Raw genomic sequence first — 12,120 nt, 5'->3', positions numbered from 1 at the left:
CTGTCAGTCCCGCTTACTTCTTCAGCGATTGCGCTGCACGACGCGGACCCTTGCGCGTACGGGCATTCGTACGCGTGCGTTGGCCACGCAGGGGCAAGCCCTTACGGTGACGCACGCCACGATAGCAGCCGAGATCCATCAGGCGCTTGATGTTCATCGTCGTTTCACGGCGAAGATCGCCTTCAACGATGAACTTGCCGACTTCTTCACGCAGCTTTTCGAGGTCTGCGTCGTTCAGGTCCTTGACCTTCTTCGAAAATGCCACACCAGCAGCGACGCAAATGTCGCGCGAGCGCGTGCGGCCAATACCGTAAATCGCCGTCAGGCCGATTTCGGTATGCTGGTGATTCGGGATGTTAACCCCTGCGATACGAGCCATTGTTTTTCCTCAAACAAAAAGCGCAAGCAAAAGCGCGGCGTTCAGCCTTGACGCTGTTTGTGGCGCGGATCAGAGCTGCAAATCACGCGCACAACGCCTTTGCGCTTGATGATCTTGCAATTGCGGCAAATGCGCTTAACCGATGCCATCACTTTCATGATATTACCCTTTTTTCAAATCACTTCGCCCGGAACACGATCCGCGCACGCGACAGATCGTAAGGCGTCAATTCAACCGTCACCTTGTCGCCCGGCAGGATTCGGATGTAATGCATCCGCATCTTGCCGGATATGTGTCCCAATACGACATGGCCGTTTTCCAGCTTCACCCTGAAGGTAGCATTAGGCAGGTTTTCGATAACTTCGCCCTGCATCTGGATCACATCGTCTTTGGCCATAAGTCCTTTCAACGCATCGGGACGCCGCCGCCTTTGAAATTGGCTTTCTTCAGCAGCGATTCATACTGTTGCGACATAACGTACGACTGCACCTGCGCCATGAAATCCATTGTGACGACGACAATGATCAGCAGCGACGTTCCACCAAAATAAAACGGCACGTTCCAGCGCAGCACCAGAAATTCGGGCAGCAGACACACGAACACGATGTAGATCGCACCGGCCAGCGTCAGACGCGTGAGGATGCGGTCGATATATCGAGCCGTCTGGTCGCCCGGGCGGATACCCGGAACGAAAGCGCCGCTCTTCTTCAGGTTGTCGGCCGTCTCCCTGCTGTTGAACACCAAAGCGGTGTAGAAGAAGCAGAAGAAAACGATCGCCAACGCGTACAACAACACATACACCGGTTGACCAGGCTTAAGCGCCTCAGCCACATTGTGCAGCGTGTCTGCGAACCAGCTGTTACGCGACCCCGAACTGAACCAGTTCAGGATAGTTGCCGGGAAGAGAATGATCGACGATGCGAAGATCGGCGGAATCACGCCCGACATGTTCAGCTTCAGCGGCAGATGTGACGACTGCCCGCCGTAAATCTTGTTACCGACCTGCCGCTTCGCATAGTTCACGAGGATCTTGCGCTGGCCGCGTTCGATGAACACCACCAGATACGTCACAGCAGCAATCAGTGCAACCACGATGATCGCCGAGACCGGGCCCATCGAGCCGGTTCGCACCAGTTCGAACAGACCGCCGATCGCATTGGGGAAACCCGCTGCAATCCCGCCGAAAATAATGATCGAGATACCGTTGCCAAGCCCGCGTTCCGTGATCTGCTCACCCAGCCACATCAGGAACATCGTGCCGGTCACCAGCGTGACGACCGTTGTCAGCCGGAACACCATACCCGGATCGATCACAAGGCCTTGCTGATTCTCAAGCGCGACGGCAATGCCGAACGCCTGGAACGTCGCCAGCAGGACCGTAAAGACACGCGTGTACTGCGTAATCTTCCGTTGACCCGCCTGCCCCTCTTTCTTCAACGCTTCCATTTGCGGCGAGACGATCGCCAGCAACTGCATGATGATCGACGCCGAAATGTACGGCATGATCCCAAGCGCGAAAATCGTGAACCGCGAAAGTGCGCCACCCGAGAACATGTTGAACATGCCAAGGATGCCACCCGACTGGCTTTGGAACAGCTTTGCCAGTTGGTCCGGATCAATACCCGGAACCGGAATATGCGCGCCGATACGGTAGACGATCAGCGCCAGCAGCAGGAATACTGCACGCTTGCGCAGATCGCCAAACTTCGCCGCGCTTCGACCGGGTTTTGCGAGACTCGGGCTGTTAGCCAAGTAGCTTCTCCGATGCAAATGCTAGTGACGGCAAACGACTTGCACGTTACTCGGCAAAGGAGCCGCCCGCTGCTTCAATCGCAGCACGCGCACCCTTCGTCGCACCCAGACCCTTCACAACGATCTTGCGCTTCAGCTCGCCCGTCGCGATGATCTTGGCGCTCTTGATCAGCTCACCGACCAGGCCGGCTTGCTTCAGAGCCAGCAGATCGATTTCGTCGACCGGCAGCTTTTCCAGATCCGACAGACGCACTTCACCAACGAATTCCTTCGTCAGCGAGGTGAAGCCCCGCTTCGGCAGGCGACGTTGCAGCGGCATTTGACCGCCTTCGAAGCCAACCTTGTGGAAGCCGCCCGAACGCGACTTCTGACCCTTGTGACCACGGCCAGCCGTCTTGCCGAGGCCCGAACCGATACCACGACCCACGCGACGCTTTGCGTGCTTCGAGCCTTCGGCCGGCTTCAGGTTATTCAATTCCATTATCAACTCCTTGAGTCCGGGTCAGCCGCTTAGCTGATGACCTTAACGAGGTACGAAACCTTGTTGATCATGCCGCGCACAGCCGGCGTGTCTTGCAACTCGCTAACCGAGTTGAGTCGACGCAGGCCCAAGCCACGCACCGTAGCGCGGTGCGTTTCGCGGGTCCCGATCAGGCTCTTGACGAGCTGAACCTTGACAGTTTTATCAGACATGGTGTCCACCTTTAGCCCAGAATTTCTTCGACGGACTTGCCACGCTTCGCCGCGATATCGCTCGGCGTGGACTGCTTGCGCAGGCCGTCGAGCGTTGCACGAACGAGGTTGTACGGGTTCGTCGAACCGTGGCTCTTGGCCACCACATTCTGCACGCCCATCACGTCGAACACTGCGCGCATCGGACCGCCGGCGATCACACCGGTACCGTCCTTCGCCGGAGCGAGGAGGACCATCGATGCGCCGTGCTTGCCGTGCACTTCGTGTTGCAGGGTACCGTTCTTCAGCGGCACCTTGAACATGTTGCGGCGGGCTTGCTCCATCGCCTTCTGAACAGCGACCGGCACTTCCTTCGCCTTGCCCTTGCCCATACCGACGCGGCCATCACCGTCGCCAACCACGGTCAGTGCGGCAAAACCGAGAATCCGGCCGCCCTTCACAACCTTGGTCACGCGGTTGACCGAAATCATCTTTTCGCGCAGGCCGTCGTCGCGTTCGTCAGCCTGAACTTTCGCTTGCATCTTTGCCATGACGAATTCTTCCCTTAGAACTTGAGTCCGGCTTCGCGCGCCGCATCAGCCAGCGCTTTCACGCGGCCGTGGTAACGGAAACCCGAACGGTCGAAGGCGACGGATTCGATGCCGGCAGCCTTAGCCTTTTCTGCAATGCGCTTGCCGATCAGCGTAGCAGCAGCGACGTTGCCACCCTTGCCGGTCTGATCAGCCAGTTGCGCACGCACTTCGGCTTCGAGCGTCGACGCGCTGGCGAGCACCTTGGTGCCGCACGGCGAGAACACTTGCGCATAGATGTGCGTGTTCGTGCGATGCACGGCGAGACGCGCGACCTGCAGCTCAGCGATCTTGATACGCGTCTGACGAGCGCGGCGCAGGCGAGATTGAGTCTTATCCATGATTGCGCACCCTTACTTCTTCTTCGTTTCTTTGAGGATCACAACCTCATTGGCGTAACGCACACCCTTGCCCTTGTAGGGCTCCGGCGGGCGATAGCCGCGCACTTCTGCAGCGACCTGGCCAACTTGTTGCTTATTGATCCCCTTGATCACGATTTCGGTTTGCGTCGGGGTTTCAGCCTTGACGCCTTCCGGCATCTGGTGCACCACGGGGTGCGAGAAACCCAGCGACAGGTTCAGCTTGTCGCCTTGCGCCTGTGCGCGGTAACCGACGCCAACCAGCGTCAGCTTGCGCTCGAAACCCTTCGTCACGCCGTTCACCATGTTCGCAACCAGTGCGCGCATCGTGCCCGACATCGCATTCGCTTCGCGGCTTTCGTCCACCGGCTCGAACTTCAGCGTGCCGTTGTCGTTCACCACTTTCACGAGGCGGTTTGCAGCCTGCGTAATCGTACCCAGCGGACCCTTGACGGTAATGCGATCGTCGCTCAGGGCCACTTCTGCGCCTTGCAGCGCGATCGGGCTTTTACCTACTCGAGACATGTTTCTCTCCTTTCGGCCTTAAGCGACGTAGCAGATGACTTCGCCGCCAACGCCCGTAGCGCGCGCCTTGCGGTCCGTCATCACGCCCTTCGGCGTCGACACGATTGCCACGCCGAGGCCATTCATGACCACGGGGATGTCGTTACGGCCGCGGTACACACGCAGACCAGGCTTCGAAACGCGCTCAATGCGTTCGATGACCGGACGGCCAGCGTAGTACTTCAACACGATGTTCAATTCCGACTTCGCACCTTCAGACTTCACTGCGAAATCGTCGATATAGCCTTCGTCCTTGAGGACTTGCGCAATCGCAACCTTCACTTTCGACGAGGGCATCTGCACCGAAACTTTCTCGACCATCTGCGCGTTGCGGATGCGAGTCAGCATATCGGCGATAGGATCACTCATGCTCATTTATGTTTCTCCTATTACCAGCTCGCCTTGGTCAGGCCAGGGATCTCGCCGCGGAACGCGATTTCGCGAATCTTGTTACGCGCCAGCCCGAATTTACGGAACGTGCCACGCGGACGACCGGTGATAGCGCAACGATTGCGCTTACGGGTCGGGTTAGAGTTGCGAGGCAGTTGTTGCAGTTCGAGACGGGCTGCGTAATGCTCTTCGTCCGACTTGCTCATATCGCTAATGATCGCCTTCAACTCTGCACGCTTGGGAGCGTACTTAGCAGCGAGGCGAGCACGCTTCTTTTCACGTTCGATCAGTGCCAGTTTAGCCACGGTAACCTCAGTTTCTGAACGGGAACTTGAAGCTGGCGAGCAGAGCCTTTGCTTCGTCGTCGGTCTTCGCAGTCGTCGTGATGCTGATGTTCAGCCCACGCAGTGCGTCGATCTTGTCGTAGTCGATTTCGGGGAAAATGATCTGCTCTTTCACACCGATGTTGTAGTTGCCGCGACCATCGAACGCACGACCCGACACGCCACGGAAGTCGCGCACGCGGGGGAGCGCAACCGTCACGAAACGGTCCAGAAATTCGTACATTGCTTGACCACGCAACGTGACCATGGCACCGATCGGGTAGCCCTGACGGATCTTGAAGCCAGCGATTGCCTTGCGCGCCTTCGTGATCACCGGCTTCTGGCCTGCGATCTTCGTCAGGTCGCCAACGGCGTTTTCGATGATCTTCTTGTCAGCAACGGCTTCGCCAAGGCCCATGTTCAGGGTGATCTTGGTGATGCGCGGCACTTCCATCACGGACTTGTAACCGAACTTCTCGATGAGGCCGGGTACAACCTTTTCTTTGTAAAACTCTTGCAAACGAGCCATTTTTTTACTCCGCAGCGTCAGGCGCTCAGCTCGGCACCGGTCGTCTTGAGGAAACGGACTTTCTTGTCTCCCTCGACCTTGATGCCTACACGCGATGCCTTGCCATTCGCGTCGACCAATGCGACGTTCGAAATTTGCAGCGGCATCGTCTTGGCTTCCACGCCGCCCGTCGTACCCTTCATCGGGTTCGGCTTGACATGCTTCTTGACGAGGTTGATACCCTCGACCGTCACATGGTTTTCGCCAACGGACAGCACGATGCCGCGCTTGCCCTTGTCCTTGCCGGTGATGACGATAACTTCGTCACCTTTGCGAATCTTGTTCATCGCGACTCCTTACAGCACTTCCGGTGCCAGCGAAACGATCTTCATGAATCGTTCGCTACGCAACTCGCGCGTGACAGGCCCGAAAATACGGGTGCCAATAGGTTCGAGCTTGGCATTCAACAACACAGCGGCGTTGCCATCGAACTTGATCAGCGAGCCGTCCTGACGACGAACACCCTTGGCGGTGCGAACCACCACGGCGTTATAAATTTCGCCTTTCTTCACGCGCCCGCGCGGCGTTGCTTCTTTGACGGTCACCTTGATGATGTCGCCAATGCTGGCATAACGACGCTTCGAGCCGCCGAGCACCTTGATGCACATGACTTCACGCGCACCCGTGTTGTCGGCCACTTCAAGCCGAGTTTCGGTCTGGATCATGGTTTATCTTTCCCAACTTAATCCGGTCACACCACCATGGCGTACCCGGTCAGTCTTGGTCCCGTCAGCCAATCGGCTGCTTGGGTATGAACAGCAGCGACGGCAAACGAAACCCGCCATCGCAATCCGGTGAATCCTTCGGAACAGACTGGCGCCTGAACCGCTTCCCCCACCAACTTCGCCCGCGACGGGGCTCCCACAAAGAGGGAAGACCGAGATTATAACAAATAATCCCGGTCTTGCAAGCGAAACTTACTGCGATTTCAACTACTTCTACAACTTGTAGCGTCAGATGACGCGAGCAGCCTCAACCAGGCGAGCCACAACCCAAGCTTTCGTCTTAGAAATCGGACGCGTTTCCTGGATTTCAACGAGGTCGCCCTCGTTGTACGTGTTCGCGTCGTCGTGCGCGTGGTACTTCTTCGAACGCACAACGTACTTGCCGTAGATCGGGTGCTTCACGCGGTGCTCGACCAGCACGGTGACCGTCTTGTCCATCTTGTTGCTGACGACCTTGCCGACCAGCGTCCGCTTGAGCGAGGTTTTTACGCTATCGTTCATTTCTGGTTCGCCTTCTCAGTCAGGACGGTCCGCACACGTGCGATGTCGCGACGGACCTTCTTCAGCTGGCTCGTGTTCGTGAGCTGCTGGGTCGCGAGTTGCATGCGCAGGCCGAATTGCGCCTTCAGCAGGTCCGACAGCTCCTTGTTGAGCGCGGCCTGATCTTTCTGGTGAAGTTCGGAAGCCTTCATCATTTGCTCCTTAGGCGCCGAGCTGACGAACGATAACGGTCGTCTTCAGCGGCAGCTTCGCTGCAGCCAGACGGAACGCTTCGCGTGCCAACTCTTCGGTTACGCCGTCCATTTCGTACAGCATCTTGCCCGGTTGAATCTCTGCGACGTAGTACTCAGGGTTACCTTTACCGTTACCCATACGTACTTCAGCCGGCTTGTGCGAGATCGGCTTGTCCGGGAAGATGCGGATCCAGATACGGCCACCACGCTTGATGTGACGGGTCATTGCACGACGCGCCGCTTCAATCTGGCGCGCGGTCAGACGACCACGACCGATAGCCTTCAGACCGTATTCACCGAACGACACCGCGTTGCCGCGGGTAGCGATACCGGTGTTACGACCTTTCTGCTCTTTGCGATACTTTCTGCGTTTCGGTTGCAGCATCGTTATTCTCCAGTCTTGCCGTCACCGCCGGCGCCGCCAGCACCACCCGTACGACGCGGGGCGCCACGGCGTGCACCTGCCGGAGCAGCACCTTCGCCATCGCGACGCGGACGGCGATCGCCACCCGGACGTGCGTTACGGCGCGGACGCTTTTCTTCGGCGACTTCTTCAACCACCGGTGCGTCATTGCGGCCGAGCGTATCGCCCTTGTAGACCCACACCTTCACGCCGATGATGCCGTACGTCGTCTTCGCTTCCGAAGTTGCGTAGTCGATGTCAGCACGCAGCGTATGAAGGGGCACGCGACCTTCGCGATACCATTCCGTACGGGCGATTTCGATGCCGTTCAGACGGCCTGCGCTCATGATCTTGATGCCTTGAGCACCCAGACGCATGGCGTTTTGCATTGCACGCTTCATCGCGCGGCGGAACATGATCCGGCGCTCGAGCTGTTGCGTGATCGAATCGGCGATCAGCTGCGCATCGGTTTCCGGCTTGCGGATTTCTTCGATGTTGACGTGAACCGGAACGCCCATGCGCTTTTGCAGCTCGGACTTCAGCAGTTCAATGTCTTCACCCTTCTTACCGATAACAACACCCGGGCGCGAGCTGAAAATCGTGATGCGTGCGTTCTTTGCAGGACGCTCGATCACAACGCGGCCGACGGACGCGTTCTTCAGCTTCTTCTTCAGGTACTCACGTACACCGATGTCTTCCTGCAACATCGCCGCAAAATTGCTGTTGTTCGCGTACCAACGCGAAGCCCAGTTGCGGCTGACGGCCAAACGGAAGCCAGTCGGATGAATTTTCTGTCCCATCGTATGACCCCTTAGTTACCGACCGTCACAGTGATGTGACAGGATTGCTTCTCGATGCGGTTACCGCGGCCCTTGGCGCGCGCAGTAAAACGCTTGAGAGAGGCAGCCTTGTCGACGTAGATGCTCGTGATCTTGAGCTCGTCGATATCGGCGCCTTCGTTGTGCTCCGCATTCGCGATCGCCGACAGCACGACCTTTTTCACGATTCCCGCAGCCTTCTTCGGCGAGAACGTCAGAACGTTCAGCGCCTTGTCGACCGGCAAACCGCGGATCTGGTCAGCCACAAGGCGCGTTTTCTGCGCCGAGATGCGGGCACCGCGATGAATTGCTTTCACTTCCATCATGAGCCCCTTATTTCTTGGCCTTCTTGTCGGCTGCGTGACCCTTGAACGTACGGGTCAATGCAAACTCGCCAAGCTTGTGGCCGACCATGTTTTCCGAGATGTACACCGGAACGTGTTGACGGCCGTTGTGCACGGCAATCGTCAGACCGATGAAATCCGGCAGAATCGTCGAACGACGCGACCAGGTTTTGATCGGCTTCTTGTCACGCGAAGCTGCAGCCGCCTCAACTTTCTTCAGCAAATGGGCGTCGCAGAACGGACCTTTTTTTACAGAACGTGCCATTGCCTACTCCTTAACGCTTGTGACGGCGCTGGACGATCATGCTCGTCGTGCGCTTGTTGCTGCGGGTACGGTAACCCTTCGTCGGCGTGCCCCACGGGCTCACCGGGTCGCGACCTGCAGCCGTCTTGCCTTCACCACCGCCGTGCGGGTGATCGACCGGGTTCATTGCAACGCCACGCACCGTCGGGCGGATGCCGCGCCAGCGGTTCGCACCAGCCTTACCGATTTGACGGAGGCTATGCTCTTCGTTGCCAACTTCACCAATCGTCGCGCGGCATTCAACGTGAACGCGGCGGATTTCACCCGAGCGCAGGCGGACCTGTGCGTAGGTACCTTCACGAGCCAGCAGCATCGCCGACGTACCAGCCGAACGCGCCATTTGCGCGCCCTTGCCCGGCAGCATTTCGATGCAGTGAATCGTCGTACCGACCGGAATGTTGCGGATCGGCAGCGTGTTGCCTGCGCGGATCGGCGCTTCCGAACCGGACATCAGTTGCTGGCCGACGGTAATGCCCTTCGGTGCAATGATGTAACGGCGTTCGCCGTCTGCGTACAGAACCAGCGCGATGTTCGCGCTACGGTTCGGATCGTACTCAAGACGTTCGACCTTGGCCGGAATGCCATCCTTCGTGCGACGGAAATCGACGACACGATAGTGATGCTTGTGACCACCGCCCTTATGGCGCGTGGTGATGTGGCCGTTGTTGTTACGGCCGGCGGTCGAGGATTGCGTGTCGAGCAGCGCTGCGAACGGCTTGCCCTTGTGCAGTTCCTTGTTGACCACCTTGACCATCGCGCGGCGACCCGGCGAAGTCGGCTTAACTTTAACGATTGCCATGATTACTTGGCCTCCGCTTCAAAGTTGATTTCCTGACCGGGCTTCAGGCAGACGTATGCCTTCTTCACGTCCTTGCGCTTGCCCATGAAACGGCCAAAGCGCTTGGCTTTACCCTTCTGGACCAGCACGTTGACGGAATCGACTTCCACCTTGAACATCAGTTCAACAGCGGCCTTCACTTCCTGCTTCGTAGCATCGGGCGCGACTTCGAACACAACCTGTTCGTTCTTGTCGGCCACCAGCGTCGCCTTTTCGGAGATCACCGGCGCGAGCAGGACCTGCATCAAACGATGATCGTTCTTGCGAATCTCGCTCATGACAGCAACTCCTCGATCTGGGCGACCGCAGCCTTCGTGATCAGGATCTTCTTGAAGTAGATCAGCGACAGCGGGTCGGCGTAACGCGGCTCGACAACTGCCACATGGGCGAGGTTGCGCGACGCGAGGTACAGGTTTTCATCAACCGTGTCGGTAATCACCAGCACGGATTCGAGACCCATCGCCTTGAATTTTTCGGCCAGCAGCTTCGTCTTCGGCGCTTCGAGCGTCAGCTCGTCAACCACCGAGATGCGGCCTTCGCGAGCCAGCTGCGAGAAGATCGAGCAGAGACCTGCGCGATGCATCTTCTTGTTAACCTTGTGCGAAAAGTTTTCTTCCGGCGAATTCGGGAAGATACGGCCACCGCCGCGCCACAACGGGCTCGACGACATACCGGCACGGGCGCGACCCGTACCCTTTTGACGCCACGGCTTCTTGGTCGTGTGCTTGACTTGCTCACGGTCCTTCTGCGCGCGATTACCGCTGCGTGCGTTAGCCTGGTAGGCCACCACAACCTGGTGAATCAGGGCTTCGTTGTAGTCACGGCCGAACACGACGTCCGACGCGCTAACAGCTGCGCCTTCCTGACCATTGGCATTCAGGAGCTTAAGTTCCATTATTTCGCTCCTTTCACGGCGCGCGTCTTCACGGCCGGCGTCACGAAAACCTTGCCGCCCTTAGCACCCGGAACGGCACCCTTGACCAGCAACAGCTTGCGGTCGGCGTCGATACGAGCGATTTCGAGGTTTTGCACGGTTACCGTATCGTCACCCATGTGACCGGTCATGCGCTTACCCGGGAAAACACGACCCGGATCCTGCGCCATACCGATCGAACCCGGCACGTTGTGCGAGCGCGAGTTACCGTGCGATGCACGGCCGGATGCGAAGTTGTAACGCTTGATGGTACCGGCGTAGCCCTTACCGATCGACACGCCTTGCACGTCGACCTTCTGGCCTACTTCGAAGAGGTCGGGACCAACCACGGTGCCGTTCGACAGCTCGGCAGCCTTAGCGGCATCGATCTTGAATTCTTTGAGGATTTCACCGGCTTCAACACCGGCTTTGGCGAGATGACCTGCCAGCGGCTTCGTCACGCGCGATGCACGGCGCGTACCGAATGCAACCTGAACGGCCGTGTAGCCATCGGTTTCCACAGTCTTGATCTGCGTCACACGGTTGTCGGACACGTCCAGAACGGTGACGGGAATCGAATCCCCTTCAGCCGTAAAGATACGGGTCATGCCAACCTTGCGACCTACGAGTCCAAGGCTCATCGTTTTCTCCATTCCCGACTGCGATTGGTCGGGGCTAATTTACAAAATGCCGGCGCCGCTTCAAGTAGCTTCAGGCATGAAACCAGGCCGAAACACACCGACTTTTTTGCGCAAATGCGCGAAAAGCCCACTATTATAGCGAGGCTTTTCGTTTTCCGCAAGCAATCAATGACTTAGCGATGCCCGGTAGACCAGACACCGCCTGAGAGCCTTATTGCAGCTTGATTTCCACGTCCACACCAGCCGGCAGATCGAGCTTCATCAGTGCGTCGACGGTCTTGTCCGTCGGATCAACGATGTCCATCAGGCGTTGGTGGGTGCGGATTTCGAGCTGGTCGCGCGACGTCTTGTTGACGTGCGGCGAACGCAGGATGTCGAAACGTTGAATACGGGTCGGCAGGGGCACCGGACCACGAACGATTGCGCCAGTCCGCTTTGCCGTGTCGACGATTTCAGCTGCCGATTGATCGATCAGGCGATAGTCGAAAGCCTTCAGGCGAATGCGGATTTTCTGGTTCTGCATGACAATTCCTTGGAAAGAGCGAGGCGATATTGCATCGCCAAATATAAAAAGAACGTAGGGCCGGACACCCACTGAGGGTGGGCGCCCGACCCCGGGCACCTTTACTGCAAATTACTGCAACCGCGAACCCTCGATTTTACTCGAGAATCTTTGCGACGACACCAGCACCGACGGTACGGCCACCTTCACGGATAGCGAAGCGCAGACCTTCTTCCATCGCGATCGGGTTGATCAGCTTCACCGTGATCGACACGTTGTCGCCCGGCATCACCATTTCCTT

Annotated in this window: 25 protein-coding genes and 1 pseudogene; all 26 read right to left on the bottom strand. The window is 57.9% G+C overall.

The genetic code is table 11. The annotated features are described in order from the left end of the window. Positions 1 to 13 precede the first annotated feature (13 nt). Positions 14 to 379 carry a 30S ribosomal protein S13 gene (rpsM, locus tag FFS45_RS16700; RefSeq protein ID WP_006052223.1) on the bottom strand — a complete coding sequence of 122 codons (366 nt, stop codon included), beginning with the start codon at positions 377 to 379 and terminating at the stop codon, positions 14 to 16. Between the two features lie 41 nt (positions 380 to 420). Then, positions 421 to 537 carry a 50S ribosomal protein L36 gene (rpmJ, locus tag FFS45_RS16695; RefSeq protein ID WP_004199844.1) on the bottom strand — a complete coding sequence of 39 codons (117 nt, stop codon included), beginning with the start codon at positions 535 to 537 and terminating at the stop codon, positions 421 to 423. 20 nt (positions 538 to 557) lie between these two features. Beyond that, positions 558 to 776: a translation initiation factor IF-1 gene (gene infA / locus FFS45_RS16690; protein ID WP_004521905.1), complete on the bottom strand. Its 219-nt coding sequence runs from the start codon at positions 774 to 776 to the stop codon at positions 558 to 560. Positions 777 to 784: 8 nt separating this feature from the next. After that, complete coding sequence (gene secY / locus FFS45_RS16685; RefSeq protein WP_137955742.1) at positions 785 to 2,131, bottom strand: preprotein translocase subunit SecY; 1,347 nt, start codon at positions 2,129 to 2,131, stop codon at positions 785 to 787. A 46-nt stretch (positions 2,132 to 2,177) separates the two neighbouring features. Next, a complete protein-coding gene (gene rplO / locus FFS45_RS16680; RefSeq protein WP_074301421.1) occupies positions 2,178 to 2,612 on the bottom strand; it encodes a 50S ribosomal protein L15 in 435 nt (144 codons plus the stop codon). 29 nt (positions 2,613 to 2,641) lie between these two features. Next, a complete protein-coding gene (gene rpmD / locus FFS45_RS16675) occupies positions 2,642 to 2,824 on the bottom strand; it encodes a 50S ribosomal protein L30 (RefSeq protein WP_007180126.1) in 183 nt (60 codons plus the stop codon). A gap of 11 nt (positions 2,825 to 2,835) precedes the next feature. Then, positions 2,836 to 3,354 carry a 30S ribosomal protein S5 gene (gene rpsE / locus FFS45_RS16670; RefSeq protein WP_090695792.1) on the bottom strand — a complete coding sequence of 173 codons (519 nt, stop codon included), beginning with the start codon at positions 3,352 to 3,354 and terminating at the stop codon, positions 2,836 to 2,838. Positions 3,355 to 3,368: 14 nt separating this feature from the next. Further along, entirely contained in the window at positions 3,369 to 3,734 is a 366-nt protein-coding gene (rplR, locus tag FFS45_RS16665; RefSeq protein ID WP_006052218.1) for a 50S ribosomal protein L18, read from the bottom strand. 12 nt (positions 3,735 to 3,746) lie between these two features. Beyond that, the gene (gene rplF / locus FFS45_RS16660) at positions 3,747 to 4,277 is read right to left on the bottom strand and encodes a 50S ribosomal protein L6 (protein ID WP_137955741.1); all 531 of its coding nucleotides are present in this window, start codon (positions 4,275 to 4,277) and stop codon (positions 3,747 to 3,749) included. Between the two features lie 18 nt (positions 4,278 to 4,295). Continuing rightward, positions 4,296 to 4,691 carry a 30S ribosomal protein S8 gene (rpsH, locus tag FFS45_RS16655; protein ID WP_074262699.1) on the bottom strand — a complete coding sequence of 132 codons (396 nt, stop codon included), beginning with the start codon at positions 4,689 to 4,691 and terminating at the stop codon, positions 4,296 to 4,298. Positions 4,692 to 4,705: 14 nt separating this feature from the next. Then, the gene (rpsN, locus tag FFS45_RS16650; RefSeq protein ID WP_013340737.1) at positions 4,706 to 5,011 is read right to left on the bottom strand and encodes a 30S ribosomal protein S14; all 306 of its coding nucleotides are present in this window, start codon (positions 5,009 to 5,011) and stop codon (positions 4,706 to 4,708) included. A gap of 7 nt (positions 5,012 to 5,018) precedes the next feature. Continuing rightward, a complete protein-coding gene (gene rplE, locus FFS45_RS16645) occupies positions 5,019 to 5,558 on the bottom strand; it encodes a 50S ribosomal protein L5 (RefSeq protein WP_006052214.1) in 540 nt (179 codons plus the stop codon). Between the two features lie 17 nt (positions 5,559 to 5,575). Further along, the gene (gene rplX / locus FFS45_RS16640; protein ID WP_074262701.1) at positions 5,576 to 5,884 is read right to left on the bottom strand and encodes a 50S ribosomal protein L24; all 309 of its coding nucleotides are present in this window, start codon (positions 5,882 to 5,884) and stop codon (positions 5,576 to 5,578) included. A gap of 9 nt (positions 5,885 to 5,893) precedes the next feature. Further along, a complete protein-coding gene (gene rplN / locus FFS45_RS16635; RefSeq protein ID WP_006052212.1) occupies positions 5,894 to 6,262 on the bottom strand; it encodes a 50S ribosomal protein L14 in 369 nt (122 codons plus the stop codon). A gap of 288 nt (positions 6,263 to 6,550) precedes the next feature. After that, on the bottom strand, positions 6,551 to 6,823 hold the full coding sequence (gene rpsQ / locus FFS45_RS16630) for a 30S ribosomal protein S17 (protein WP_007180129.1): 273 nt from the start codon (positions 6,821 to 6,823) through the stop codon (positions 6,551 to 6,553). Then, the gene (rpmC, locus tag FFS45_RS16625; protein ID WP_007180130.1) at positions 6,820 to 7,014 is read right to left on the bottom strand and encodes a 50S ribosomal protein L29; all 195 of its coding nucleotides are present in this window, start codon (positions 7,012 to 7,014) and stop codon (positions 6,820 to 6,822) included. The genes rpsQ and rpmC overlap by 4 nt, the downstream gene beginning before the upstream one ends. A gap of 10 nt (positions 7,015 to 7,024) precedes the next feature. Next, the gene (rplP, locus tag FFS45_RS16620) at positions 7,025 to 7,441 is read right to left on the bottom strand and encodes a 50S ribosomal protein L16 (protein ID WP_074262702.1); all 417 of its coding nucleotides are present in this window, start codon (positions 7,439 to 7,441) and stop codon (positions 7,025 to 7,027) included. A gap of 2 nt (positions 7,442 to 7,443) precedes the next feature. Next, positions 7,444 to 8,259, bottom strand: a complete 816-nt coding sequence (gene rpsC / locus FFS45_RS16615; protein ID WP_137955740.1) for a 30S ribosomal protein S3 — start codon at positions 8,257 to 8,259, stop codon at positions 7,444 to 7,446. 11 nt (positions 8,260 to 8,270) lie between these two features. Next, positions 8,271 to 8,603 (bottom strand): 50S ribosomal protein L22, encoded by a 333-nt coding sequence (rplV, locus tag FFS45_RS16610; RefSeq protein ID WP_208449389.1) that lies wholly within the window; start codon positions 8,601 to 8,603, stop codon positions 8,271 to 8,273. A 7-nt stretch (positions 8,604 to 8,610) separates the two neighbouring features. After that, positions 8,611 to 8,886, bottom strand: a complete 276-nt coding sequence (gene rpsS, locus FFS45_RS16605; RefSeq protein ID WP_004199273.1) for a 30S ribosomal protein S19 — start codon at positions 8,884 to 8,886, stop codon at positions 8,611 to 8,613. A 10-nt stretch (positions 8,887 to 8,896) separates the two neighbouring features. Beyond that, the gene (gene rplB, locus FFS45_RS16600; protein ID WP_137955739.1) at positions 8,897 to 9,724 is read right to left on the bottom strand and encodes a 50S ribosomal protein L2; all 828 of its coding nucleotides are present in this window, start codon (positions 9,722 to 9,724) and stop codon (positions 8,897 to 8,899) included. A 2-nt stretch (positions 9,725 to 9,726) separates the two neighbouring features. After that, a complete protein-coding gene (rplW, locus tag FFS45_RS16595) occupies positions 9,727 to 10,041 on the bottom strand; it encodes a 50S ribosomal protein L23 (RefSeq protein ID WP_090695781.1) in 315 nt (104 codons plus the stop codon). Then, a complete protein-coding gene (rplD, locus tag FFS45_RS16590; protein ID WP_074262706.1) occupies positions 10,038 to 10,658 on the bottom strand; it encodes a 50S ribosomal protein L4 in 621 nt (206 codons plus the stop codon). Before rplD ends, rplW begins: the two co-directional genes overlap by 4 nt. Next, on the bottom strand, positions 10,658 to 11,317 hold the full coding sequence (gene rplC / locus FFS45_RS16585; RefSeq protein WP_090695779.1) for a 50S ribosomal protein L3: 660 nt from the start codon (positions 11,315 to 11,317) through the stop codon (positions 10,658 to 10,660). Before rplC ends, rplD begins: the two co-directional genes overlap by 1 nt. Before the next feature lie 211 nt (positions 11,318 to 11,528). Further along, the gene (gene rpsJ / locus FFS45_RS16580) at positions 11,529 to 11,840 is read right to left on the bottom strand and encodes a 30S ribosomal protein S10 (protein WP_006998489.1); all 312 of its coding nucleotides are present in this window, start codon (positions 11,838 to 11,840) and stop codon (positions 11,529 to 11,531) included. A gap of 136 nt (positions 11,841 to 11,976) precedes the next feature. Continuing rightward, positions 11,977 to 12,120, bottom strand: a pseudogene (gene tuf / locus FFS45_RS16575) (elongation factor Tu); the annotation flags it as partial.

Source organism: Burkholderia sp. 4M9327F10 (genome assembly GCF_005503145.1).
GTDB lineage: Bacteria > Pseudomonadota > Gammaproteobacteria > Burkholderiales > Burkholderiaceae > Paraburkholderia.
The sequence above is the reverse complement of the archived record's forward strand: the minus strand, read 5'-3'. Positions and strand labels throughout refer to the sequence as shown.

Coding starts and splice junctions, on each gene's coding strand:
- rpsM (WP_006052223.1), bottom strand. CDS start 379: ATGGCTCGTATCGCAGGGGTTAACATCCCGAATCACCAGCATACCGAA.
- rpmJ (WP_004199844.1), bottom strand. CDS start 537: ATGAAAGTGATGGCATCGGTTAAGCGCATTTGCCGCAATTGCAAGATC.
- infA (WP_004521905.1), bottom strand. CDS start 776: ATGGCCAAAGACGATGTGATCCAGATGCAGGGCGAAGTTATCGAAAAC.
- rplO (WP_074301421.1), bottom strand. CDS start 2,612: ATGGAATTGAATAACCTGAAGCCGGCCGAAGGCTCGAAGCACGCAAAG.
- rpmD (WP_007180126.1), bottom strand. CDS start 2,824: ATGTCTGATAAAACTGTCAAGGTTCAGCTCGTCAAGAGCCTGATCGGG.
- rpsE (WP_090695792.1), bottom strand. CDS start 3,354: ATGGCAAAGATGCAAGCGAAAGTTCAGGCTGACGAACGCGACGACGGC.
- rplR (WP_006052218.1), bottom strand. CDS start 3,734: ATGGATAAGACTCAATCTCGCCTGCGCCGCGCTCGTCAGACGCGTATC.
- rplF (WP_137955741.1), bottom strand. CDS start 4,277: ATGTCTCGAGTAGGTAAAAGCCCGATCGCGCTGCAAGGCGCAGAAGTG.
- rpsH (WP_074262699.1), bottom strand. CDS start 4,691: ATGAGCATGAGTGATCCTATCGCCGATATGCTGACTCGCATCCGCAAC.
- rplE (WP_006052214.1), bottom strand. CDS start 5,558: ATGGCTCGTTTGCAAGAGTTTTACAAAGAAAAGGTTGTACCCGGCCTC.
- rplX (WP_074262701.1), bottom strand. CDS start 5,884: ATGAACAAGATTCGCAAAGGTGACGAAGTTATCGTCATCACCGGCAAG.
- rplN (WP_006052212.1), bottom strand. CDS start 6,262: ATGATCCAGACCGAAACTCGGCTTGAAGTGGCCGACAACACGGGTGCG.
- rpsQ (WP_007180129.1), bottom strand. CDS start 6,823: ATGAACGATAGCGTAAAAACCTCGCTCAAGCGGACGCTGGTCGGCAAG.
- rpmC (WP_007180130.1), bottom strand. CDS start 7,014: ATGAAGGCTTCCGAACTTCACCAGAAAGATCAGGCCGCGCTCAACAAG.
- rplP (WP_074262702.1), bottom strand. CDS start 7,441: ATGCTGCAACCGAAACGCAGAAAGTATCGCAAAGAGCAGAAAGGTCGT.
- rpsC (WP_137955740.1), bottom strand. CDS start 8,259: ATGGGACAGAAAATTCATCCGACTGGCTTCCGTTTGGCCGTCAGCCGC.
- rplV (WP_208449389.1), bottom strand. CDS start 8,603: ATGATGGAAGTGAAAGCAATTCATCGCGGTGCCCGCATCTCGGCGCAG.
- rpsS (WP_004199273.1), bottom strand. CDS start 8,886: ATGGCACGTTCTGTAAAAAAAGGTCCGTTCTGCGACGCCCATTTGCTG.
- rplB (WP_137955739.1), bottom strand. CDS start 9,724: ATGGCAATCGTTAAAGTTAAGCCGACTTCGCCGGGTCGCCGCGCGATG.
- rplW (WP_090695781.1), bottom strand. CDS start 10,041: ATGAGCGAGATTCGCAAGAACGATCATCGTTTGATGCAGGTCCTGCTC.
- rplD (WP_074262706.1), bottom strand. CDS start 10,658: ATGGAACTTAAGCTCCTGAATGCCAATGGTCAGGAAGGCGCAGCTGTT.
- rplC (WP_090695779.1), bottom strand. CDS start 11,317: ATGAGCCTTGGACTCGTAGGTCGCAAGGTTGGCATGACCCGTATCTTT.
- rpsJ (WP_006998489.1), bottom strand. CDS start 11,840: ATGCAGAACCAGAAAATCCGCATTCGCCTGAAGGCTTTCGACTATCGC.